The following is a 21,854-nucleotide window of genomic DNA, read 5'->3' on the forward strand; positions in this document are numbered from 1 at the left end:
GAAAACGTCGAGGAGTCCGTGCGAACGGGTCCGTTCGCTCGAAGTTCACCCGGCTGCTTCACCGGATGGGTCATTGTCCGGGCGGGCTTCGTCGGGCCGAGCGTGTCGGCGCACGTCAGCGGCTCGCGGAGTCGATCATCGACGGCGCGCGGGCGGGCGGTCCAAGTGGGCCGTCTTCCGATGTTTTTGGGGCTGTGGAGAGTTGTCCACAGCCCCAAAAACATGTCCGGAGGCCCTCCGGTATCACCCAAGGGGGCGATTCGCGTCACTTCTCGCCATTCACAGCGCCTGGGCACAGATCGACCCACATCTGGGGATGAGCTTGTGGACAACTCCCACATCATGTGGACGGATCTGAGCCGGTCGGGAGTTGTACACCGCCGATCGGGTCTATCCACCGATCACGTCCCGTGGTCTTCCACAGTCCGACGCGGCGCTGGACCAGCGCGGACGCCGTGCATCCACACAACCCACAGCCCCTATATCTGTCACTGCTTTGTTCTCTTCAAAGAATCAACAGAACAAAAACAGGGGGCGTGGATGGCTGAGGACAACTGGCTGCCGACAAAAGCCGTCGGGCCAAGCCCCGGATGACGAGACCGCCCGGCACGCTCTACGGTTGGAGCCTCTGCACCTCGAGGTGAGTCACTCCGGGGATCAACAGGTCGAGTCTGAAAGGACCTCCATGAAGATCCGCGTCGAGCGCGACGGTCTCGCCGACGCCGTCGCCTGGGTCGCGCGCAGCCTCCCGTCCAGGCCACCAGTTCCAGTCCTCGGCGGTGTCCTGCTGGACGCCGGTACGCCGGAAGCCGAAGGCGAAGCGCTGACCATCTCCGGTTTCGACTACGAGGTGTCGGCCACGGTCGGTGTCCCCGCGACGATCGCCGACGGCGGCCGCACTCTGGTCTCCGGGCGACTGCTCGCCGACATCACGAAGGCACTGCCGAACCAGCCGGTGGAGATCGCGGTCGACGGCGCGCGTGTCTCGATCACTTGTGGCAGTGCGCGGTTCAGCCTGCCGACCATGCCGGTCGAGGATTACCCGCAGCTGCCGCCGATGCCGCCGCATGCCGGTGAGCTCGCCGGCGAGGTGTTCGGTCAGGCCGTTGCCCAGGTGGCGATCGCGGCCGGCCGTGACGACACGCTGCCGATGCTGACCGGCGTTCGCGTCGAGATCAACGGCGAGACCCTGACTCTCGTTGCCACCGACCGTTTCCGGTTGGCGATGCGCGAGTTCACGTGGAAGCCGTCCGGCGATGTCGAGGACGCGGCGGTGCTCGTGCCCGCGCGTACGCTCGCCGACGCGGCCAAGTCCCTTGGCACCGCGGGCAAGACGGTCGAGCTGGCACTGTCCTCAAGCGACGGTCTGCTCGGTTTGTCGGGCACCGGCCGCAGGACGACGACCCGGTTGCTCGATGCGGAGTTCCCGCGCTACCGCCAGTTGCTGCCGAGCGAGCAGACGTCGAACGCGATCATCGAGGTCGCCCCGCTCGTCGAGGCGATCAAGCGTGTTTCGCTGGTGGCCGAGCGCGGCACCCAGGTGCGGCTCGAGTTCACCGGCGGCGGGCTGAAGCTGTCGGCCGGTGGCGACGACGAAGGCAGCGCCGAGGAAGAGCTGCCCGTGCAGTTCGACGGCGAGCCGGTCACCATCGCGTTCAACCCGGGATACCTGCAGGATGGTCTTGGCGCGTTGCACACCGACCGCGCCGAACTGTCGTTCACCACGCCGAACCGGCCCGCGCTGATCAAGCCGGTCGACGAGAACGGTGAAGTTGTCGCTGGGTACCTGTACCTGCTTATGCCCGTGCGCCTGCCGGGCTGATCAAGGGGAGAACACCGTGCAGCTCGGGCTCGTCGGCCTCGGCCGAATGGGTTTCAACATGCGCGAACGCTTGCGCAAGGGTGGCCACGAGGTGGTCGGCTACGACCGCAACCCGGACGTCACCGACGCCGAGTCGCTGACTGACCTGGTCGGCAAACTCGAAGCGCCGCGTGCGGTCTGGGTGATGGTCCCGGCCGGGGAGCCGACAAGGCAGACCATCGAGGAACTCGGTTCGCTGCTGGCCGAAGGCGATCTGGTGATCGACGGTGGCAACTCGAAGTACACCGAGGACCAGCGCAACGCCGCCAAGCTCGCCGAGCGCGGCATCCACTACCTGGATGTCGGCGTCTCCGGCGGTGTTTGGGGTCTGGAGAACGGCTACGGCCTGATGGTCGGCGGATCCGAAGAGGACGTTGACCGGATGCTGCCGATCTTCGACACGCTCCGGCCGGAAGGCCCGCGCGAGGAGGGCTTCGCGCACGCCGGTCCGATCGGCGCCGGGCACTACGCCAAGATGGTGCACAACGGCATCGAGTACGGACTGATGCAGGCGTACGCCGAAGGCTTCGAACTGCTCGACACCGCCAAGATCGTCGAGAACGTGCCCGCGGTGATCAAGGCGTGGCAGCGTGGAACCGTTGTGCGGTCGTGGTTGCTCGACTTGTTGGTGCGCGCGCTCGACTCCGACCCCGAGCTGGACGACCTGCGCGGTTACGTCGAGGACTCCGGCGAAGGCCGGTGGACCGTGGCCGAAGCGATCGACAAAGCCGTGCCCGCGCCGGTCATCTCCGCCGCGCTGTTCGCTCGATTCGCTTCGCGGCAAGCGGATTCGCCCGCGATGCGGGCGGTTGCCTCGTTGCGTGCGCAGTTCGGTGGACACGCCGTGCAGAAAGCCGGTCCGAGTTCGGGATCCGGCAGCACGCAGGCCTAGGTGTACGTCCGGCAGTTGCAGGTCGTCGACTTCCGGTCGTGGGAGCACGCCGATCTGACTTTCGAACCTGGGCCGTGCGTGCTCATCGGCGCGAACGGCCAAGGTAAGACCAACTTGGTCGAAGCCATCGGGTACACCGCGACACTCGGTTCACACCGGGTGGCGACCGACGCGCCGATGATCCGGCACGGTGCCCAGCGCGCGATCGTGCGCACAGCGGTGGTCAACGAAGGCCGCGAGCTCACGATCGAACTGGAAATCACGGCGGGCAAAGCGAATCGTGCCCGGGTGAATCGCGGTCCGGTGCCTCGGCCACGTGACGTGCTCGGGATCCTGCGCACTGTGCTGTTCGCGCCGGAGGACCTGGCGTTGGTGCGCGGCGATCCCGGTGAGCGCCGTCGTTTCCTCGACGACCTCCTTGTGCTGCGCGCGCCGAGGTACGCCGGTGTCCGGTCGGACTACGAAAGGGTGTTGCGGCAACGGAACGCGTTGCTCAAAACCGCCGGTGCCGCGCGTCGTGCCGGGGCCAAAGGCGACATCGCGACTCTCGACGTGTGGGACGGGCACCTTGCGACGCACGGCGGGCAACTTCTTGCCGCGAGGCTTGATCTCGTTGCGGATCTCGCGCCGCACGTGTTAGCCGCGTACGCCGGGGTTGCGGGCAGTGACAGCGGTCGGCCCGCGTCCATTTCGTACAAGTCGTCGATCGCCGAGAGCCTTGAACCGAGCTACGGCGTCTCGGGTGGTGACCGCGCTGATCCGGAGATAGTCGCGGACGCCCTGCTCGCGGCCATGGCGGCGAACCGGTCACAGGAACTGGACCGTGGCGTCAGCCTGGTCGGCCCGCACCGGGACGAGCTCGAACTGATCTTGGGGGAGGCGCCGGCGAAGGGATACGCGAGTCACGGCGAGTCATGGTCGTACGCCCTGGCTCTGCGGTTGGCCGCGTACGAGCTGCTGCGGGCCGAGGGAACCGAACCGGTCCTGGTGTTGGACGATGTCTTCGCCGAACTGGACCGGCGCCGCCGGACGCGACTCGCCGAAGTGGCCGCAGCGGCCGAACAGGTCCTGATCACGGCCGCGGTAGCGGAAGATGTGCCCAGCGAATTGGCCGGGACACGGTTCTCGGTCGCGGACGGGGAGGTGCGTCGTGCGGGATGACGATCAGCTACCGAAGATCACCCCCAGTGGTGTGACCCGTCCCACAACTGGGGACAACTCTGTGGATAGTGTGGATAACACGGTGACCGGGAGCGGTTCGAAGGGGCCTAACTCGGACATTTCGCCCAACAAGACCCCCCAATCGGGGGATGGCGCGACCCAGGGTGATGGTGAGCTCCGCGGCTCGGACCTCGCCCGTGCCGCCCTCCAGGCCGCCAAGGATGCCGCGGGCGCCCGTCGTAAGGAACAGAAGGGCAAGCGGCTGGCGCCGCACTCCGGGTCCCGCAAGCGTCGTCGCTGGTCAGGGGCGGGTGCGGACAGTCGCGATCCGCAGAAATTCGGCGCTCTTTTGGGTAAAATCGCAGCTGAACGCGGGTGGGGCGACCAACTGGCGAACGGCGAGGTGTTCGGCCGCTGGACAGCGATCGTCGGTGCGGAGATCGCCGAGCACGCCAAGCCGCTCTCGTTGCGCGATGGCGAGCTGACCGTGCAGGCGTCATCAACCGCATGGGCGACACAGTTGCGGTTGCTGCAACGCCAACTGCTGGCGAAGATCGCCAAAGGCGTGGGCAATGGCGTGGTCAAACGGCTCAAAGTGCACGGTCCGGCGGCACCGAGCTGGCGGTACGGCCCGAGGCACGTGGCCGGGCGTGGGCCACGCGACACTTACGGCTAACCTGAGCGTCTGAACCTGTCTTTCGGCCGGTGCCACTCGCCGAAGTTCACGGTATGACGTCTGTGAGCAATCTAGAGGTGTCCTAAGGGCGGTTCTGGCGAGCTCGACCAGTAAGATGTAGAGGGGATCAGAAGCAGGCCCATCCAGGCCTCGGCGAGACGAGGAGAACCCACGCCCGTGGCAGCCAATGAGAACGGTAAGAGTTACGGCGCCGAGTCCATCTCCGTGCTCAAGGGTCTGGAAGCCGTGCGGCTCCGACCGGGTATGTACATCGGCTCGACCGGCGAGCGCGGCCTGCACCACCTGATCTGGGAGGTCGTGGACAACTCCGTCGACGAGGCGATGGCTGGGCACGCGACCAAGGTCGAGGTCACCCTGCTCGCGGACGGTGGAGTGCGTGTCGTCGACGATGGCCGTGGCATTCCCGTCGCCGAGCAGCCGGAAGAGAAGCGGTCCGCGCTCGAGGTCGTTATGACCGTGCTGCATGCCGGCGGCAAGTTCGACAGTGACAGTTATGCAGTGTCCGGCGGTCTGCACGGTGTCGGTATCTCCGTGGTGAACGCGCTGTCGACGCGCCTGGAAGTTGTCGTTCAGCGCGACGGCTATGTGTGGACGCAGAGCTACCGCGATTCCGAGCCGGTCGCTCCGGTCGCGCAGGGCGAGGCCACGGAGACCACGGGAACGTCGATCACGTTCTGGCCGGACCCCCAGATCTTCGAGACGGTCACCTTCAACGCCGAGACCGTCGCCCGCCGCCTGCAGGAGATGGCGTTCCTGAACAAGGGACTGACGATCGTCCTGCGCGACGAGCGCGTCTCCGAGGAGGAGGCCGCCGAGGACGCCGAGGGTCAGGCCGCCCGCATCAAGGAGCGGACCTACCACTACCCGGGCGGTCTCGAGGACTTCGTCAAGCACATCAACCACGCGCGCGAGGCCGTGCACAAGTCGGTCATCGCCTTCGAGGCCAAGGGCACGGGCCTGGAAGTCGAGATCGCGATGCAGTGGAACACCGGCTACTCCGAGTCGGTCTACACCTTCGCCAACACGATCAACACGCCTGAGGGCGGCACGCACGAGGAAGGCTTCCGTGCCGCGCTGACCCGGGTGGTCAACGTCTACGCGCGCGACAAGAAGCTGCTCAAGGAGAAGGACACCAACCTCACCGGTGAGGACGTCCGCGAAGGACTCGCCGCGATCGTGTCGATCAAGCTGGCCGAGCCGCAGTTCGAAGGCCAGACCAAGCAGAAGCTGGGCAACACCGAGGCGAAGACCTTCGTCCAGACCACCAGCAACGAGCACCTGCAGCACTGGTTCGAGGCCAACCCGGCCGAAGCGAAGACGATCGTCACCAAGGCGGTGTCCTCGGCGCAGGCCCGGATCGCGGCCCGCAAGGCCAAGGAGCTCGTCCGCCGCAAGGGCGCGCTGGACATCGGCGGCCTGCCCGGCAAGTTGAAGGACTGCCGCTCCACCAACCCCGAAGAGTGCGAGCTGTACATCGTGGAGGGTGACTCCGCGGGTGGCTCGGCCAAGGAAGGCCGCGATTCGCGTTTCCAGGCGATCCTGCCGATCCGGGGCAAGATCATCAACGTCGAGAAGGCCAGGATCGACCGGGTTCTGAAGAACACCGAAGTGCAGAGCCTGATCACCGCGCTCGGCACCGGTATCCACGACGAGTTCGACCTGTCGAAGCTGCGGTACCACAAGATCGTGCTGATGGCCGACGCCGATGTGGACGGTCAGCACATCCGGACCCTGTTGCTGACACTGCTGTTCCGGTTCATGCGGCCGCTGGTCGAAGCCGGTCACGTGTACCTCGCGCAGCCACCGCTCTACAAGATCAAGTGGCAGCGCGGTGTGGAGCCGGAGTTCGCGTACTCCGACCGCGAACGCGACGGTCTGATCGAGCAGGGCCTGGCCGCGGGCAAGAAGCTGGGCAAGGACGACAACATCCAGCGGTACAAGGGTCTCGGCGAGATGAACTCGGACGAGCTGTGGGAGACCACAATGGACCCTGCGAACCGGACGCTGATGCAGGTCACCCTGGACGACGCGGCCACAGCCGACGAGCTGTTCAGCGTGCTGATGGGCGAGGACGTCGAGGCCCGGCGCTCCTTCATCACGCGCAACGCCAAGGACGTTCGCTTCCTCGACGTCTGATCCGTCCACACAAGACTTTTCCGGGTAGCCACACGAAAGAAGAACCGTGACCGAGACGACTCTGCCGCCGGAGGGCGACCGCACCGAGCCGGTTGACATCCAGCACGAGATGCAGCGTTCCTACATCGATTACGCGATGAGCGTCATCGTCGGCCGGGCGTTGCCAGATGTGCGTGACGGCCTCAAGCCGGTGCACGTCCGCGTCCTGTACTCGATGTACGACTCCGGCTTCCGGCCTGATCGCGGGTACGTGAAGTGCTCACGCGTGGTCGGCGACGTGATGGGTAACTACCACCCGCACGGTGACTCGGCCATCTACGACACCCTGGTCCGCCTGGCCCAGGGATGGTCGATGCGGTACCCGCTGATCGACGGCCAGGGCAACTTCGGCTCGCCGGGTAACGACCCCGCCGCGGCCATGCGGTACACCGAAGCGCGGCTCACCCCGTTGGCCATGCACATGCTGGCCGACATCGAGGAAGACACCGTCGACTTCCGCGACAACTACGACGGCCGGACCCAGGAACCGGTTGTCCTGCCGTCACGTGTGCCGAACCTGCTGATCAACGGCAGCTCCGGCATCGCCGTCGGGATGGCGACCAACATCCCGCCGCACAACCTCCGCGAAGTCGCCGACGGTGTCGTGTGGGCGCTGGAGAACTGGGACGCCTCGGAGGACGAGACCTTGGCCGCGTTGATGACGCGGATCAAGGGACCGGACTTCCCGACGTACGGCCAGATCCTCGGCACCGCCGGGATCGAGGACGCCTACCGCACCGGCCGCGGCTCGGTCCGGATGCGTGCCGTCGTCGAGGTCGAAGAGGACGCCAAGGGCCGCACGATTCTTGTCGTCACTGAACTTCCGTATCAGGTCAACCCGGACAACCTGATCGAGAACATGGCCGCGCTGGTGCGCGACGGCAAGATCGCCGGTATCTCGGAGATCGCGGACGAGTCCAACAAGCGCTCCGGCATGCGGATCGTGATCACGCTCAAGCGGGACGCGGTCGCCAAGGTCGTGCTGAACAACCTGTACAAGCACACCCAGCTGCAGCACAACTTCGGCGTGAACATGCTGGCGCTGGTCGACGGCGTGCCGCGCACGCTGCGGCTGGACCAGATCGTCCGGCACTACGTCAAGCACCAGGTCGAGGTCATCGTCCGGCGTACCCGCTTCCGCCTGCGCAAGGCCGAGGAGCGGGCCCACATCCTGCGCGGTTACGTCAAGGCGCTGGACATGCTCGACGAGGTGATCGCCCTGATCCGGCGGTCGCAGTCGACCGAAGAGGCCCGCAACGGCTTGATCGAGTTGCTGGACATCGACGAGATCCAGGCGACCGCCATCCTGGACCTGCAGCTGCGCAGGCTGTCCGCGATGGAACGCCAGAAGATCATCGACGAGCTGGCCGAGATCGAGCGCTACATCGCCGATCTGCAGGACATCCTGGACAAGCCGGAGCGTCAGCGCGCGATCGTGCGCGACGAGCTGATGGAGATCGTCAACAAGTACGGCGACGACCGGCGTACCCGGATCATCCCGTTCGACGGCGACGTCTCGGTCGAGGACCTGATCGCGGTCGAGGACGTGGTGGTCACGATCACCCGGACCGGCTACGCGAAGCGCACCAAGACCGACCTGTACCGCGCGCAGAAGCGCGGCGGCAAGGGCGTGATGGGCGCGGGCCTGAAGCAGGACGACATCGTGGCGCACTTCTTCGTGTGCTCCACGCACGACTGGATCCTGTTCTTCACCAACAAGGGCCGGGTCTACCGGGCGAAGGCGTACGAGCTGCCCGAGGCCAGCCGCAACGCGCGAGGCCAGCACGTGGCGAACCTCCTGGCGTTCCAGCCGGAGGAGCACATCGCCCAGGTCATCCAGATCAAGGACTACCAAGTCGCGCCGTACCTGGTGCTCGCGACCAAGGACGGTCTGGTCAAGAAGAGCCGGTTGTCCGACTTCGACTCCAACCGCAGCGGCGGCCTGATCGGCATCAACCTGCGTGAAGGGGACGAGCTGGTCGGTGCGGTGCTCTGCTCCGCGGAAGACGACCTCCTGCTCGTGTCCGCCGGTGGCCAGTCGATCCGGTTCCACGCCTCCGACGAGGCGCTGCGGCCGATGGGCCGGGCAACGTCCGGTGTGCTTGGTATGCGGTTCAACTCCGGTGACGAACTGCTGACCCTCGGTGTTGTGAGGGAAGGCACATTCGTGCTGGTCGCGACGGACGGCGGGTACGCCAAACGCACGCCGATCGAGGACTACTCGGTGCAGGGCCGCGGCGGCAAGGGTGTGTTGACCATTCAGCACGACAGCAGGCGTGGCAGGCTGGTAGGAGCTCTCATCGTCGAAGCACAAGATGAGATCTACGCCATCACGTCGGCCGGTGGGGTGATCCGCACCTCCGCCGGCCAGGTCCGCAAGGCGGGACGGCAGACCAAGGGCGTCCGGCTGATGAACATCGGCGAGGGCACCCTGTTGGTGGCGATCGCCCGCAGCGCCGAAGACACGTCCAACGGTGATGCCGAGGCCAACGGCGACGAATCGGCCGAGGAGACAACCACAGACCCATCCGGCGCGTCAACGGAACAGCCCGCAGAATAGATCGAGCTCGCGGGACACCGCCGACGAGGAGACGAGGATCAGCTCGTGACACCCCCCGAGACCCAGGACGGTCGAGGAACGGACAAGACGCAGGAGGCGGACGTCAACCAGACGTCCCCGGTGTCCACCGCGGACCGTTCAGAGCCGGCCGAGCAGCCGGAGGCGCAGTCCAACGGGCAGGGTGAGAAGACCCAGGCCATCAAGCCGGTGGTGGCTGAGGACGACACGAACGGCGCGCCGCCCCCGTGGCAGCGCGTCACCAGTGACGCCCAGTACGCGGATCCGGAGCCAGAAGCGGCGCCGGAACCCGAGCCACCAGCGGAAACGCCTTCGGAAGAGGCCACGAAGCCCCGGCTGGTCGACGAGCAGACCGTGAACATCGCCCGGCCGGTCGTGACCGGCACGGCGGCACCACGGGCGCTCGGCGAATACCCGCCGGTCGGCCTGCACCAGACCGGGCCACAGCCGGCGATCGGCGCTCCGGCCAGGACAACTGTGAATCTCGGCACAGCGAACAGCGCGGTGCCGGGTATGGCGGGTGCTGCCCAGCGCGCTGGCACGGCTCCGCCCAGTGCACTGCGTCGTCCGGGCCGTGGCCCACGCCGGGCGAACCTGCAGATCAAGCGCTTCGACCCGTGGTCGGTGCTGAAACTGTCCCTGGTCCTCGGGGTGGCGCTGTTCTTCGTATGGCTCGTGGCAGTCGGTGTGCTGTACGCCGTGCTGGACGGCATGGGCGTCTGGGACAAGGTCAACGGCACCGCCAACGAGCTGTTCCAGGCCAACGCCAACGCCACAGCGGAACCCCTGATCAGCGCGGGCAGAGTCTTCGGCGTCGCGGCGATCATCGGCGCGGTGAACATCGTCTTGTTCAGCGCGTTGGCCACGGTCGCAGCCTTCGTCTACAACGTGTCCGCCGACCTCGCCGGTGGCCTCGAGGTCACCCTGGCGGAGCGGGAGTAGCAAAAGGGGATACCGGTTTTGGGGCGCGGGAAGGCATGCGGTAATCTTCTCGACGTTCCCAAGGGCCCATAGCTCAGGCGGTTAGAGCGCTTCGCTGATAACGAAGAGGTCGGAGGTTCAAGTCCTCCTGGGCCCACGATCGATTGGGTGACGTGTGTTCGCAGCGGAGCTGCGAACCTTCATCGATCGTCATAATTTTGGGGGGCCCAGCCCCCCATGCCCCCCAGGGAAATGCAGGCGCTGCGCGCCCCCGCCCACGGCGTGGGTCGCGTAGTGTTGGGGATGCGTTTGGGGAACAAAGCATGTGCCTGAAGGAGGCCTGACGTGAAGAAGCTTCTCGGACTGGTGGCTATCGCTGGCGCCATCTTCCTGGTGGTCCGCCGCAGCCGTTCCGCGAAGGCCGAGGCCGACCTGTGGCGCGAGGCCACCGCCCCCGCGGGCAACAACGGCGCCGCCAAGTAAGACCCAACCTCAGCCGGTGGCCCGCACACCACGGGCCACCGTCAAGGTGCCCCACCCGGGGACGTAGCTCAATTGGCAGAGCACTGCCTTTGCAAGGCAGGGGTTAGGGGTTCGATTCCCCTCGTCTCCACTCGCCTCTAGGCGACCCCTGCTCAGTTGCTTCGCAACTTTCGCCGGGTCGGCTCGTCATAATTTTTGGGGGCCGAGCCCCCAAACCCCCACGGTGCTTGCTCCTTCTGAACCAGCGCTGGGTGCGTTGGGTGGGGACCAGCGCGGTTTAGGTGCTTCTTTCTCCCCAGGCTTGTGGCCTGGGGTTTTGCTTGTTGAGGGTTCTTGCACTTTGGTCTCGTGTAGGGCACGTCATTCGGAGCTACATCAGGCCTGTTACTCCGAAGACTGTCATGCACAGCGTCATGGTTCCGGCGAAGGCAATGGCTGATGAGCTGATCGTTTTTGGGGTTGTGGCACCTTCCTTGGTCTTCAACAGTGCAGCCGAGAGGGCGATGACCAGGGAGAACAGGACTGCCACCAAGAGCCACACGGCGACTCGGGTGTTCAACGGAAGTTCCTTTCAAGGGGTGCGCAGGAAGTCAGAGGTTGTCGGCCGCGCCGGTGAGCAGCCGTTCGGCGAGAGCTGTTCGGGTCATCGCTGCGGCTTCGACGAGTTGTCGGTGTTCCGCGATCTGTTCGTCGAAGGCTTTGAGGGTTGAACTGATGCGGCGTTGTTCAGCCAATGACGGCAAGGCCACCGGCAGGTGGCGGAGAGATTCGCTGCTCATCGTCGGCACCGCCGTCGCCACACCGATCTCGCGCAGCAGCTCCTGGATCGCGAGCATCCGCAGGTACGCAACCAGATAGCCGGGGTCGAGCACGTTCCGACTCGTGTCCTTCGGACGAAGCCGGATCAGCGCTGGGTTCATCAGCCAACCGGATTGTCCTTCACGCACGAGCACGATTGGTCCGATGGAGCCGGTCCGTATCGTGAGAACGTCTCCTGCAGCGATCTTGTATTTCGCGAATCGCGCGGCTTCCTTCTCGCCCATGAACTCGTCCGGCGTAACCAGAATGTGGTCGCGAAGATGCTTCGGGACGACGACTCTTACGGCGCCGACCGTCGGCTCACGCATGGCATCCGAGAATGGCCGAGGAGAAGGGCCGGTCTGGATGTCACACACCTCGGAGAGCAACAACCGCTTCCACTCAAGATCCTGGGGCGGCGTTCGGTCGTACGCCTTCAGTACCTCGCGGACTCGCTTATCAGCCGAGTACGTCTTGCCCGACTGTTCGTCCAGACGCCCGCGTGCGGTCTGAAGGTCTTCTGGCTTGGCCACGTTGTTCTTGACGTATCGCCCGGGATAGAGCACGTCGCCTTTGGCGTGGATGTCCTCTTTCGCGATCCAGGCACTGAGGTCACTCACTTCCGGTGCCCGGCCTGCTCGCCACGACAGGTAGGTGCTCGTGATCAATCGCAGGTCGTCGTCGGTGAGCGTGCATCTGCCTCGACCAGTCCGCTGACCCGTCTTGCTTGCGTCAATGAACAGCACGCCATCAGCTTTGGCGTTCAATCGAAGGATCCATACGCACACCGGTATGGGAGTGTTCGCGAACAACCGCGGTGGCAAAGCGATGACACACTCCAGATGACCTTGTTCGACCAAGGTGTGCCGGAGCGCCTTTTCGATGGGATTGGCCGACTGGGTAACGTTGTAGGGCAACACGATCGCTGCCACGCCGTGTGGCTTCAGTGCTTCAAGGCAGATTTGCACCCAGCCGAAGTTGTCGTTGCCCTTCGGTGGTGGTCCGAGGATCCACTCACTGTCTGCGCGTGAGGTGAACCTGGCGTTCCTGGAGTTGAACGGTGGGTTGGTCAGCACCACGTCGGCCTTGGCAGGCCGAGAATGCTCATCCGTGCACAGATCCGCGTAGACGCCCATCGAGACCAGCGACATGCTGGCCACGAGCAATGAGCTTGTATCAGCGCCCGCGCCGCGGACGGTCGTTGTCTTGTGATTCACGACTTGTGCCGCAGCCGTAAGCATTTCGCCGCTACGAGCGAACGGGTCGTCGACGGTTATCGAGGCGGCCCGGTGATTCTGCAAGGCCAACTGAGTCAGCAGACGCGTGACCGATTCGGGAGTGTGGACTGTCTGCTTTGGAAGCTCGCGTCCGTACCAGTCGAGCAGGAGTGGGAACACAGTTGGCGGCAAGCAATCCGTGCGCCGCAGGAACTCTTGGACGTCTTCGAACGATCGAGGTCGCAACCTTGCGACTTCGGCGGCGATTCCGGGTGTCTGCCCCAACTCCCTGAGTATTTCGTCGGTCGCTCGCCCGATGCGGGAAATCAGTCGCTGGGCTTCTGCCGGGTTCTTGTTCGCTGGGGCGTACTGCCGAACAGCCTGCCAGCGGGCAGACGACTGTGATTGCAGCACGACCGTGCACATCACCAACTTGACGTAGTCGACTGGCGCGGCTTCTCCGCGCACGAGTGTGGAAAGCGATCCACGGAGGTCGTCGACGCGGCGCGTGGGGTCGACTTTGCTGGATGCGACCAACGCTGCTGGTGCTGAGACGGACGGGTCTTGATCTGCCTCATTACTTGCGGCCCGGTCTGCATAGGTCGTTCCTGGCGGCTCGTCCGGGTTGCGGTTCCGCGTGGCTATCTCGCGTTGGCCGAGCCAGGCGAGTACCTCGCGCCAGCGGTAGAGCTCCCCATCGGTGGTCAGGAGCGGCCTTGGAAAAGTTGGCTCTTGGGTCCATTTGGTTACCGCGGCACGAGATACGTTCAATGTTCTGGCTATGTGGACGCGGGCCACCAGTGCGTCTGGGTGCATACGAGTCACCGTTCCCCCTCCGTGGTCGACAAGCTCAGCTATGCGGCCACGCTAGAGGCGTGCAGTACCCGCGAGCAATCGCGCATACCAATGCTCACAAGCGATGACGTGTCCTGAAGAGCCTCAAGATGGTCGAGTTGTTGTCGAAGACGCCATATTTCTGCACGTTATCCGCTTGCTGTACTAGTGATGCGAAGGCGGGCCCAAGTTGACCAGTTAACTGCCGAAGGGTGTTGAGCCTGCCGCAGGGGTTCTGTTGACGCATTGCTGTTGACCAAGTGCCAGGTATCGTCGCTGGTGTGCGGGAGCGCGGTGGGTTCTGGGTGGGGCTGTTCGCCTCGGTGTTTTATCCGTTCACGTGGGCGTTGAGCCGGCGGACCATCGGGGGTGCCGAGCACCTGCCGCAGCAGGGTGGCGCGCTGCTCGTGCTGAACCATCCTTCGTACATCGATCCGATCATCGATGCGATCTTTGTGCATGAACAGGGCCGTGTGCCGCGGTTCTTCACCAAGCACACGTTGTGGAACATCCCGTTCCTCAGCCGGGTGCTCGATGGCGCCGGGCAGATTCCGGTTTTTCGCGGTACGGCCAAGGCTGGGGACAGTTTGCGTGGGGCGCACGATGCGCTTAAGGCGGGCCGGGTTGTGGTGATCTACCCCGAGGGCACGTTGACGCAGGATCCGGACGGGTGGCCGCTGGACAACAGGACCGGGGTCGCGAGGTTGGCGCTGGCCAATGATGTTCCGGTGATTCCGGCTGCGCGGTGGGGAACGCGGGAGATCTTCGACAGCAGGCGCAGGCGGTTCCGGCCGTTTCCGCGCAAGCCGGTGAACATGGTCATCGGTGCGCCGATGGACCTGAGCGACTACCGGGGCCGCGAGGTCGACGGTGAACTGCTGCGTGAAGTCACCGACGTCATCATGGACCGCGTGCGGGAGTTGCTGAAGGAACTGCGCGCGTGAACGTTGTCCGGGTGTCGAAGTTCCTGTCGCGGCACCTGCGGCATCGGCCCGCCGACATCGGGCTCACATTGGACGAAGGCGGCTGGGTCGACGTCGACGACCTGCTCGCGGCGTGTGCGCGGCACGGTGTCGTGATTACGCGTGACGAGTTGGAGCTTGTCGTCGCGAGCAACGACAAGCAGCGTTTCACATTGGTGGGCAACAGGATTCGGGCGAACCAGGGACACTCGGTCACCGTCGATCTCGGACTCGTTCCCGCCGAACCACCGGAGATCCTGTATCACGGGACCGGAGCGGCGAACGTCGAACGCATCCGGGCCGAAGGGCTCAAACCGATGGCGCGCCACGACGTTCACCTCTCGTCCGACGTGGACACTGCGAAACGTGTCGGCTCCAGAAAGGGAAAGCCGGTTGTCCTTGTCGTGCAAGCAGGAGCTATGCACGCCGAAGGGTACGAGTTCCGGCTTTCCGCGAACGGCGTGTGGCTCGTTGCCGAGGTTCCGCCGAGATTCCTTCAGTGACAGCGGTTTCCACGTCCGCCCAGGTCAGTGTGGGAACGACCCACTCGGGCGGTTGTGAGCGCTGTCGCCCGAACAGGTAGAGGTGCTCGACGGTGTCCCGCAGGTGCCGCAACACGTCCTGCCGGTCGTCGATGAAGTGCGTGATGCCAAGCCGCTTGCAGTGCACGGCTTTCTCCGGACGTTTGCGGCAGAACCGCGCATTGGCAGGGGAAATCCCGGTCGCGGTCCAGAAACCGTTGTAGTCCAACCATTGCCTTGTCCGGTTCTCGATCCGTTCGCCCGCCTTGGAGACAATCCAGACCTTGCCGTCGAACAGCTCGGTCAGCCGGGCGAGCGTCTCGAACGCACCGGGCATGGCGGGGGTACGCATCGCGTCTTCGAAGGTGCCGCTGAGGAACACCGTGTCGTCGCCGCCTGGGTGCGACGCTCCGTCGTTGATCACTCGGCCGAAGTCCACGCCGAGTCGTAACTCCTTTCTCATGTGATCAGCGTGCGGCATCGTGAGCTCAATCTGAACTAGCGAAGTCCGCGTGACTATAGTTTCAAGTTATGTTCCCGGGTGAGTCGCTCCCGGCGTTCCTGGTGTTCGCCGAGCGGCTGAACTTCACCGCCGCCGCGCGTGAGCTGCACATCTCGCAGCCAGCACTGCACGTCAAGGTGCGCAAACTCGCCGAAGCCGTCGGTCGACCGCTGTACGTGCGTCACGGCAAACGGCTGGTGCTGACGGCCGAAGGCGAGGCGCTGGCGCGGTTCGCCCGAGAACGAGCGGATCAGCTCGACCAGTTTCTCAGCGAATTGGCTGGTGAGCGCCGCAGAGTCACACTCGCTGCGGGGCAAGGCGCGTACCTCTACCTCCTGGGCGACGTGATCGCCCGCGAGTCCGAGCGGCTGCGCCTGTTCACCGCGTCGCGAGCGCAGACGTTGGCGTTGGTCCGCGACGGACGTGCGCAACTAGGCATCTCGGTACTGGACGAACTGCCCGACGACCTGGAGACCGTCAAGCTCGCGACGTACGACCAGGTACTGGTCGTGCCGCACAATCATCCGCTCGCGCAACGCGAGCAGATCCGTCTGAGCGACCTCGCGGGGATGCGGATGGTTCTGCCGTTGCCGTCACAGCCGTTGAGAGTGACGCTCGAACGTCTGCGGTCAGTCGCGGACATTGAGTGGGAGGTCGCGGTCGAGGCGGGCGGGTGGCCGCTGATGGTGCACTTCGTCGAGTTGGGGGTCGGCGCCGCCGTCGTCAACGGATGCGTACGGACCGAGCTGGCGAAAGTACCGATCGCCGACTTGCCCCCGGTGCCGTACTACGCGATCCACCGACCGGGTGCGCCCGCCGACCGGCGAGTGGCGCAGCTGCTTGCCCAGATCCGCCAGTCGCTTGGTTCAACGTGAAACAACGCGAGATGATCGTGGGCATGACTCAGGCGGCCGGAGTGGTCTTGGCTGGCGGTTCCGGCACACGTGTCGGCCGGAACATCAACAAGGTGTATCTGCCGATCGCCGGCCGACCCGTGCTGGCGTGGTCGCTCGAAGCGTTCGCCAGTCACCCGGACATCGGGCCGCTTGTGCTGGTGACCCGGCCGCAGGACGTCGACCACGTCGAAAAGGTCGTCGCCGGCATGGATGTCGACGTGGTCTCCGGGGGCGACACCCGGCAGGGCTCGGAACTCGCCGCACTCAGGCACCTCGCCGGCCGGATCAAAGCCGGCGAGATCGACGCCGTGCTCATCCATGACGGCGCCCGTCCGTTGGTCAGTCCGGAACTTGTTGCGGCTGTGCTGCAAGCTGCGAGAAAGTATGGCGGCGCGATTCCTGGCATGGTGAGCGAGGATCTGGCACTGGCAACCGGCGAGCACGTCACCCCGATCACCGACGAGTTGGTCGCGGTCCAGACACCACAAGGTTTTCTGGCGGCGCCCCTGCTCGCTGCCTACGAGCGGGCGGCTGAGGAGGGGTTCGTGGGCACGGACACGGCATCGTGTATCGAGCAGTTCACCGACATCGAGGTGCACTGGGTACCCGGTGAACAGCGGAACCTCAAGATCACGTTCGGCCACGACCTCGTTGTCGCCGAACGGATCCTGGAGTCCCGGTGACACTGCACGCACACCTGCTGGACTCGCTCGGCCTCGCGCTGACCTCCGGCCGCTACCCGCCGGGTACGGTGCTCCGGCTCGACGAGCTGACCACGAAGTACGGCGTCTCCCGAACTGTTGGCAGAGAAGCGGTTCGGGTGCTCGAAGCGCTGAAGATGGTTCGTAGCAGGCCAAAGATCGGGCTCATCGTGTTACCGGTCGCCGAGTGGAACCTCTTCGACCCGCAACTGATCCGTTGGCGACTGGCGGGTTCCGACCGAGCCGAACTGCTCCGTCAACTGTCCCAATTGCGCGCCGCTGTCGAACCGGTGGCCGCGGGTTTGGCCGCTACCAACGCATCCGACGAACAACGCGGCGAAGTGCTGCGGCTCGCGGACGAGATGCGCAAGCACGCTATCGCCGGCGACACACCCGCGTTCGTCGAAGCCGATGTCGCGTTCCACCGCCAAGTCTTTGTCGCCTCCGGCAACGATTTGTTCGTCCACGTCGGCGAAGTGACCGCGGAGGTGTTGCACGGCAGAGCCGAGCTGCAACTGATGCCGCCGAACCTGCAAACGACGGCGCTGGACTGGCACGGCCTGGAGGCCGAAGCCATCTCCCAAGGCGATGCCGCTGAGGCGGAACGAGTTTCGCGGTGCATCGTGCTCGACTCCGCGGCCGAATTGGACCGTCTGCTCAAACCCTGAGTCCCGGCGACGCTGCCAGGACCCAGGGTGCTCGCTCAGCCGGCCACGGGTTCCGCGGTCTGCTTCCGCTTGTTCCACAACCGGGACAACGTCCAAGTCCCCGGTCCGAAGAACGCGATGAGCAGGAACGTCCAGCTGTAGATCGCGGCGAGTTCACCGCCGTTCTCGATCGGCCACAACGCCTTCGACTGATGACTGACGAAGTACGCATAGGCCATCTCACCGGAGCAGATCACCGCGGCCACCCGGGTTCCGATCCCGAGCAGCACGGCTCCACCGGCGACGAGTTCGATCACGGCGGCGTAAAACGATGGCCACGCCCCGAATTGGACGGTCCGTCCACCCAGCACGCCGAACAACTTGGCGGCGCCGTGGCTGACGAACAACAACCCGACCACGATCCGAAAAATTGAGAGCAGGTCCTCCCTGCGCCTCAGGATGGCGTCCATCCATACCCCTTACGTATGCAGGATTGCAAGGTGCGCACGGAGTTACGCCGCGTGGCTGTAGAAGGTTCAACGAGGTGCCGGGAGATCACTCGGAAGGACTCTGGTTGACTGGCGGACCTATGAGGCGACTGACTTCAGCCCTGTTGCTGGCGTGCTGCCTGGCTGGCTGCTCGACCAGCCCCGACGCCGATCCCACGCCGCAGAACACCCAGCCGACGCGGACAACGCCGACGACCACCCAACCGGAAGGCCCACCGCCTGCCCCGGAACCCGTGGCCGACGGCCCATGCCCGTACCTGGAAAGCGCCTTCGTCGCAGAGGCCAACGGGCAGCGCGCCACCAAGGTCCGCATCTCCGCGGACAAACCGCACCCCGCGTGCTTCTTCTACCGAGCCGACGGCAACGTCCAGCTCACCGTCCGGGTCTACGTCGGCACCGCGAAGAACGCGAAGGCACTCGTGGACGAAGCCGCCCCCATCGACTCGTCAAACCCGGCGAGCTCGCCAGCGGGCTGGAAGGGCGGTTCGAAGGGCGGGGACAAGGGCTCGGTCTACGCGGTGGCCAAGGAAGGCACGGCCGTGATCGTTACGACGAACCAAGCCCAGTCGATCAAAGCCCGCCGCGTCACCGAAAAAGCCATCGCGACCCTCGGCCTCTGACTCAGCGTCACCACAAAGTCAGCCCTCACCCAATCTGTGACGCACCGGAGTTAACTTCGAACCAACGGCCCGTTCGTGAATCTCCTTGTCCACAACCACCCAGTAACCCTTTGACCAGCCCTTATCCCCGATAGAATGGACTCGGGGTCGCCCCCCGGGATGGGCGGGGGCTGTTTGGGGCGGGTTCGCGCTTGGTTACTCGGGGTTGAGTAGGAGCGGCGCGGGTGGAACCTGCGAAGCCCAATCGTCAAGAGAAGGCCTGGCTGCGCTCGCGAGCGTTTTCACGAACCACGGCCGGGGCCGGTTCGTGTGGAAATCGCATGGCGAAACCCCCGTTCACCAATTTCGAGGTTGGGCGAACAGGGGTTTGCCGGCGGCTATTTCTTCGTTTGCGTGGTTGATTTGGCTGGTTGCGGGCGGCCGTTGTCCTGCTGCCTTGATGTCTCGGCAGGCTTTTCGTCCTCGGAGCGGGGTTCCGGCGTGACCGCCTCTTCCTGCTCCTGCGAGCTCGCCTTGGCCTTGGCCACTGCCGCCAGGGTTCCGGCGGCCGCCACGATCAGGGCGATCATCCACGGCCAGCGGCGACGGCGCTTGGGTTCCGCGCCTGCCAGCTGCTGGGCCGTCTCCTTGGCCTTCTTGGCGCTTTTCACCAGGTCCTTGCGGGTGGCCTTGGCCTTGCGTGCCAGCTTGCGGCGGGTTCGGCGGGTCTTGGTCGCCACATCTCCTGCGCTTTCGACCAGCTTGTGCTCCGCCCGGCGGACCGCGTCGACGGCCTTGTCCACCGCCTCTGGGGTCCGAGTCATGTGCCTTCACCTCGCCATAGGGTCGCGGGTCATTAGTTAATAGACAGGTTCCCCATCCTGCCCCTTCCGAACCGTTCTCGCTCTGGATGGCACGATTGAGGGCGTGGCAGACAGCAACGAATCACTCGTCGGGATCAAGGTGACGGCCACCCTGCAGACCACGCTCGGTGACATCCGGATCGCCCTTTTCCCTGATTACGCCCCGAAAACCGTGAAGAGCTTCGTCGGGCTCGCCGAGGGCACGAAGGAGTATTCGCCGCAGAACGCACAGGGCGGCACGTCCGGCCCTTACTACGACGGGTCGATCTTCCACCGGATCATCGACGGCTTCATGATCCAAGGCGGCGACCCGACCGGTACCGGCCGTGGCGGTCCCGGCTTCACCGTGCCGGATGAATTCACTGCGGAACTGCAGTTCAACAAGCCGTACCTGCTGGCCATGGCCAACATCAACCGGCCGAACACCAACGGCTCCCAGTTCTTCATCACGGTCAAGCCGGCGCCACACCTGAACTTCAAGCACACGATCTTCGGCGAGGTCACCGACCAGGAGTCGCGCAACGTCGTCGACGCCATCTCCCGCGTCAAAACCGCCGGTCAGGACCGGCCGGTCGAGGACGTGGTGATCAACCGAGTGGTCATCGAGCGTGGCTGACGAAGTCTGCGTGCGGCACCCGGACCGGCCGACGGGGCTGCGCTGCGTCCGGTGTGAACGGCCGTCATGCCCTGAGTGCCTGCGGGAAGCGTCTGTCGGCTACCAGTGCGTCGACTGCGTGAACGAGGGCAGGCGTACGCAGCGACGCGCAGTGACTGTCGCCGGTGCGGAGCTGAACACGAAGCCGATCGTGATGCCGATCTTGCTCGTGCTGAACGTGGCGATCTTCGTGCTGACCGCCGTGCAGGCACAGAGCATCAGCAACAACCAGTTCTCGTATCCGTTCGAACTCGGTGTGCTCTACCCGCCCGCGGTCGCGGGCGGTGAGTGGTGGCGGCTGATCACCAACGGCTTCCTGCACTACGGCGTGATCCACCTGGTCGTGAACATGGTGTCGCTGTACATCGTGGGCCGTGACCTGGAGATGTTGTTCGGACGGGTCCGGTTCCTCGCGCTCTACCTGGTGTCCTTGCTCGGCGGCAGTGTCATGGTGTTCTTGTTCGACCCCGAGACGGCCTCCCGCACGAGCACGGGCAGGGTGATCGTCGACTACGGGTACACGGCCGGCGCGTCAGGCGCGATCTTCGGCCTGATGGGCGCGCTCGCGGTCGCGGTGTTCCGGCTGAAACTGCCGATCGCGCCCGCACTGGGCATCATCGCGCTGAACCTGGTCTTCACGTTCACGATCGCCAACATCTCGATCTTCGGCCACATCGGCGGACTGATCACCGGCGCCGTGGTCGCCCTGGGGTTGCTCTACCCACCGGCCAAGATCCGGACGAAAGTGCAGGTCGCGACCCTGCTCGCGGTGCTCGTCGTCCTGGTCGGACTGGTTTTCGTCCGGGACAGCGGGTTCGACCGGCCCGCGACGTGCGTCCACGAGAACTCGCAGGTCAGCTGCTACCGGCAGGTATCAAGTACGTAGTTCGCGCAGCGCGTCGGCGACGTCTTCAGGGGCGACGCCGAGATCGAGCCAGCCGAGGACGACCAGGTCGTCCTCGGCGTCGAGCTCAAGCGTGCTCACCTCGCGGCCGAGCCTGCGCGTGCGCACCAGCCGGACGTTGACCTCAGCCCACGTCCACTGCCTCCTGCTGGCGAATCGCCGCAGAACAAGTCCGTTGCTGTCGGCTGCCAGACGCGGCCGCGCGAGCGTGCCGTGCAACGCCAGCAATGCCGCGACCAGCGCGGCCAGGCCGACGAGGACACGTCCCGCGGTGTCGTCGTTGAGGAGCGCCCACGTCGCTGCACCGGCCGTCGCCACCCAGCCGACAGCGACCAGGAGCGGTGGCGTTGACCAGACAAGACGGGCCTTTGGTGACGTCACGTGACGATGCGTCCTACTTATCCACAAGAGTTGTCCACACTGGGGATGAGTTACATCCTTGTGGTTCAGTGACGCTGGGCTGAACGGGTGTAGTCCA

The 21,854-nt window shown here is 65.1% G+C and carries 22 protein-coding genes and 2 tRNA genes; 18 read left to right on the plus strand and 6 right to left on the minus strand.

The genetic code is table 11. The annotated features are described in order from the left end of the window. Nucleotides 1-685 precede the first annotated feature (685 nt). The 10 genes from dnaN to B9C43_RS16030 all read left to right on the plus strand — a co-directional run bounded on the left by dnaN (nucleotide 686) and on the right by B9C43_RS16030 (nucleotide 10,898). On the plus strand, nucleotides 686-1,822 hold the full coding sequence (gene dnaN / locus B9C43_RS15990) for a DNA polymerase III subunit beta (protein WP_033380121.1): 1,137 nt from the start codon (nucleotides 686-688) through the stop codon (nucleotides 1,820-1,822). A 16-nt stretch (nucleotides 1,823-1,838) separates the two neighbouring features. After that, entirely contained in the window at nucleotides 1,839-2,753 is a 915-nt protein-coding gene (gene gnd, locus B9C43_RS15995) for a phosphogluconate dehydrogenase (NAD(+)-dependent, decarboxylating) (RefSeq protein ID WP_084427206.1), read from the plus strand. Further along, a complete protein-coding gene (recF, locus tag B9C43_RS16000) occupies nucleotides 2,754-3,914 on the plus strand; it encodes a DNA replication/repair protein RecF (protein WP_084427208.1) in 1,161 nt (386 codons plus the stop codon). Nucleotides 3,915-3,996: 82 nt separating this feature from the next. After that, nucleotides 3,997-4,590 carry a DciA family protein gene (locus B9C43_RS16005; protein ID WP_407657095.1) on the plus strand — a complete coding sequence of 198 codons (594 nt, stop codon included), beginning with the start codon at nucleotides 3,997-3,999 and terminating at the stop codon, nucleotides 4,588-4,590. 177 nt (nucleotides 4,591-4,767) lie between these two features. Beyond that, nucleotides 4,768-6,747, plus strand: a complete 1,980-nt coding sequence (gyrB, locus tag B9C43_RS16010; protein WP_033380118.1) for a DNA topoisomerase (ATP-hydrolyzing) subunit B — start codon at nucleotides 4,768-4,770, stop codon at nucleotides 6,745-6,747. A gap of 46 nt (nucleotides 6,748-6,793) precedes the next feature. Further along, the gene (gene gyrA, locus B9C43_RS16015; protein ID WP_084427212.1) at nucleotides 6,794-9,346 is read left to right on the plus strand and encodes a DNA gyrase subunit A; all 2,553 of its coding nucleotides are present in this window, start codon (nucleotides 6,794-6,796) and stop codon (nucleotides 9,344-9,346) included. Nucleotides 9,347-9,544: 198 nt separating this feature from the next. Beyond that, entirely contained in the window at nucleotides 9,545-10,306 is a 762-nt protein-coding gene (locus B9C43_RS16020; protein ID WP_084428220.1) for a DUF3566 domain-containing protein, read from the plus strand. A gap of 62 nt (nucleotides 10,307-10,368) precedes the next feature. Then, nucleotides 10,369-10,442: transfer RNA gene (locus B9C43_RS16025), tRNA-Ile, on the plus strand. Nucleotides 10,443-10,630: 188 nt separating this feature from the next. Beyond that, entirely contained in the window at nucleotides 10,631-10,768 is a 138-nt protein-coding gene (locus tag B9C43_RS57530) for a DLW-39 family protein (protein WP_185845660.1), read from the plus strand. Between the two features lie 57 nt (nucleotides 10,769-10,825). Next, nucleotides 10,826-10,898, plus strand: a tRNA-Ala gene (locus B9C43_RS16030). A 240-nt stretch (nucleotides 10,899-11,138) separates the two neighbouring features. Here B9C43_RS16030 and B9C43_RS16035 read toward each other — a convergent pair. Together B9C43_RS16035 and B9C43_RS16040 are read right to left on the minus strand one after the other, a co-directional pair. Then, nucleotides 11,139-11,327 carry a hypothetical protein gene (locus tag B9C43_RS16035; protein WP_084427214.1) on the minus strand — a complete coding sequence of 63 codons (189 nt, stop codon included), beginning with the start codon at nucleotides 11,325-11,327 and terminating at the stop codon, nucleotides 11,139-11,141. Nucleotides 11,328-11,358: 31 nt separating this feature from the next. Next, on the minus strand, nucleotides 11,359-13,599 hold the full coding sequence (locus B9C43_RS16040; RefSeq protein ID WP_084427216.1) for an N-6 DNA methylase: 2,241 nt from the start codon (nucleotides 13,597-13,599) through the stop codon (nucleotides 11,359-11,361). A gap of 299 nt (nucleotides 13,600-13,898) precedes the next feature. Here B9C43_RS16040 and B9C43_RS16045 point away from each other — a divergent pair, with 299 nt between their 5' ends. Together B9C43_RS16045 and B9C43_RS16050 are read left to right on the plus strand one after the other, a co-directional pair. After that, nucleotides 13,899-14,561 (plus strand): lysophospholipid acyltransferase family protein, encoded by a 663-nt coding sequence (locus B9C43_RS16045; protein WP_235038635.1) that lies wholly within the window; start codon nucleotides 13,899-13,901, stop codon nucleotides 14,559-14,561. Beyond that, entirely contained in the window at nucleotides 14,558-15,082 is a 525-nt protein-coding gene (locus tag B9C43_RS16050) for an RNA 2'-phosphotransferase (protein WP_084427218.1), read from the plus strand. The genes B9C43_RS16045 and B9C43_RS16050 overlap by 4 nt, the downstream gene beginning before the upstream one ends. Here the strand turns inward: B9C43_RS16050 and B9C43_RS16055 are convergent. Then, complete coding sequence (locus tag B9C43_RS16055) at nucleotides 14,997-15,563, minus strand: hypothetical protein (protein WP_200825552.1); 567 nt, start codon at nucleotides 15,561-15,563, stop codon at nucleotides 14,997-14,999. The two genes, B9C43_RS16050 and B9C43_RS16055, sit on opposite strands and share 86 nt — an antisense overlap. A gap of 68 nt (nucleotides 15,564-15,631) precedes the next feature. Here B9C43_RS16055 and B9C43_RS16060 point away from each other — a divergent pair, with 68 nt between their 5' ends. Genes B9C43_RS16060 through B9C43_RS16070 form a run of 3 tightly spaced genes read left to right on the plus strand, consistent with a single transcriptional unit; the run spans nucleotide 15,632 to nucleotide 17,867 of the window. Next, nucleotides 15,632-16,477, plus strand: coding sequence for a LysR family transcriptional regulator (locus tag B9C43_RS16060; protein WP_084427222.1), 846 nt, complete (start codon nucleotides 15,632-15,634; stop codon nucleotides 16,475-16,477). 23 nt (nucleotides 16,478-16,500) lie between these two features. After that, the gene (locus tag B9C43_RS16065) at nucleotides 16,501-17,181 is read left to right on the plus strand and encodes an IspD/TarI family cytidylyltransferase (protein ID WP_235038636.1); all 681 of its coding nucleotides are present in this window, start codon (nucleotides 16,501-16,503) and stop codon (nucleotides 17,179-17,181) included. Next, nucleotides 17,178-17,867: a FadR/GntR family transcriptional regulator gene (locus B9C43_RS16070; protein WP_033380113.1), complete on the plus strand. Its 690-nt coding sequence runs from the start codon at nucleotides 17,178-17,180 to the stop codon at nucleotides 17,865-17,867. The genes B9C43_RS16065 and B9C43_RS16070 overlap by 4 nt, the downstream gene beginning before the upstream one ends. 35 nt (nucleotides 17,868-17,902) lie before the next feature. Here B9C43_RS16070 and B9C43_RS16075 read toward each other — a convergent pair whose 3' ends face one another. Beyond that, nucleotides 17,903-18,316 (minus strand): DoxX family protein, encoded by a 414-nt coding sequence (locus B9C43_RS16075; protein ID WP_033380112.1) that lies wholly within the window; start codon nucleotides 18,314-18,316, stop codon nucleotides 17,903-17,905. Between the two features lie 119 nt (nucleotides 18,317-18,435). Between B9C43_RS16075 and B9C43_RS16080 the strand changes: the two genes are divergently transcribed. After that, nucleotides 18,436-18,975, plus strand: coding sequence for a DUF2020 domain-containing protein (locus B9C43_RS16080; RefSeq protein WP_084427226.1), 540 nt, complete (start codon nucleotides 18,436-18,438; stop codon nucleotides 18,973-18,975). A gap of 377 nt (nucleotides 18,976-19,352) precedes the next feature. Here B9C43_RS16080 and B9C43_RS16085 read toward each other — a convergent pair whose 3' ends face one another. Further along, on the minus strand, nucleotides 19,353-19,778 hold the full coding sequence (locus tag B9C43_RS16085; protein ID WP_143446353.1) for a hypothetical protein: 426 nt from the start codon (nucleotides 19,776-19,778) through the stop codon (nucleotides 19,353-19,355). Between the two features lie 103 nt (nucleotides 19,779-19,881). Here B9C43_RS16085 and B9C43_RS16090 point away from each other — a divergent pair, with 103 nt between their 5' ends. Beyond that, the gene (locus B9C43_RS16090) at nucleotides 19,882-20,433 is read left to right on the plus strand and encodes a peptidylprolyl isomerase (protein WP_084427228.1); all 552 of its coding nucleotides are present in this window, start codon (nucleotides 19,882-19,884) and stop codon (nucleotides 20,431-20,433) included. Continuing rightward, a complete protein-coding gene (locus tag B9C43_RS16095) occupies nucleotides 20,426-21,358 on the plus strand; it encodes a rhomboid family intramembrane serine protease (protein WP_084427230.1) in 933 nt (310 codons plus the stop codon). The genes B9C43_RS16090 and B9C43_RS16095 overlap by 8 nt, the downstream gene beginning before the upstream one ends. Here B9C43_RS16095 and B9C43_RS16100 read toward each other — a convergent pair. Continuing rightward, the gene (locus B9C43_RS16100) at nucleotides 21,347-21,757 is read right to left on the minus strand and encodes a PH domain-containing protein (protein ID WP_033380108.1); all 411 of its coding nucleotides are present in this window, start codon (nucleotides 21,755-21,757) and stop codon (nucleotides 21,347-21,349) included. The two genes, B9C43_RS16095 and B9C43_RS16100, sit on opposite strands and share 12 nt — an antisense overlap. Between the last annotated feature and the right edge of the window lie 97 nt (nucleotides 21,758-21,854).

This window comes from Kibdelosporangium aridum, from assembly GCF_900176515.1.
In the GTDB taxonomy this organism is placed as follows: Bacteria; Actinomycetota; Actinomycetes; order Mycobacteriales; family Pseudonocardiaceae; genus Kibdelosporangium; species Kibdelosporangium aridum.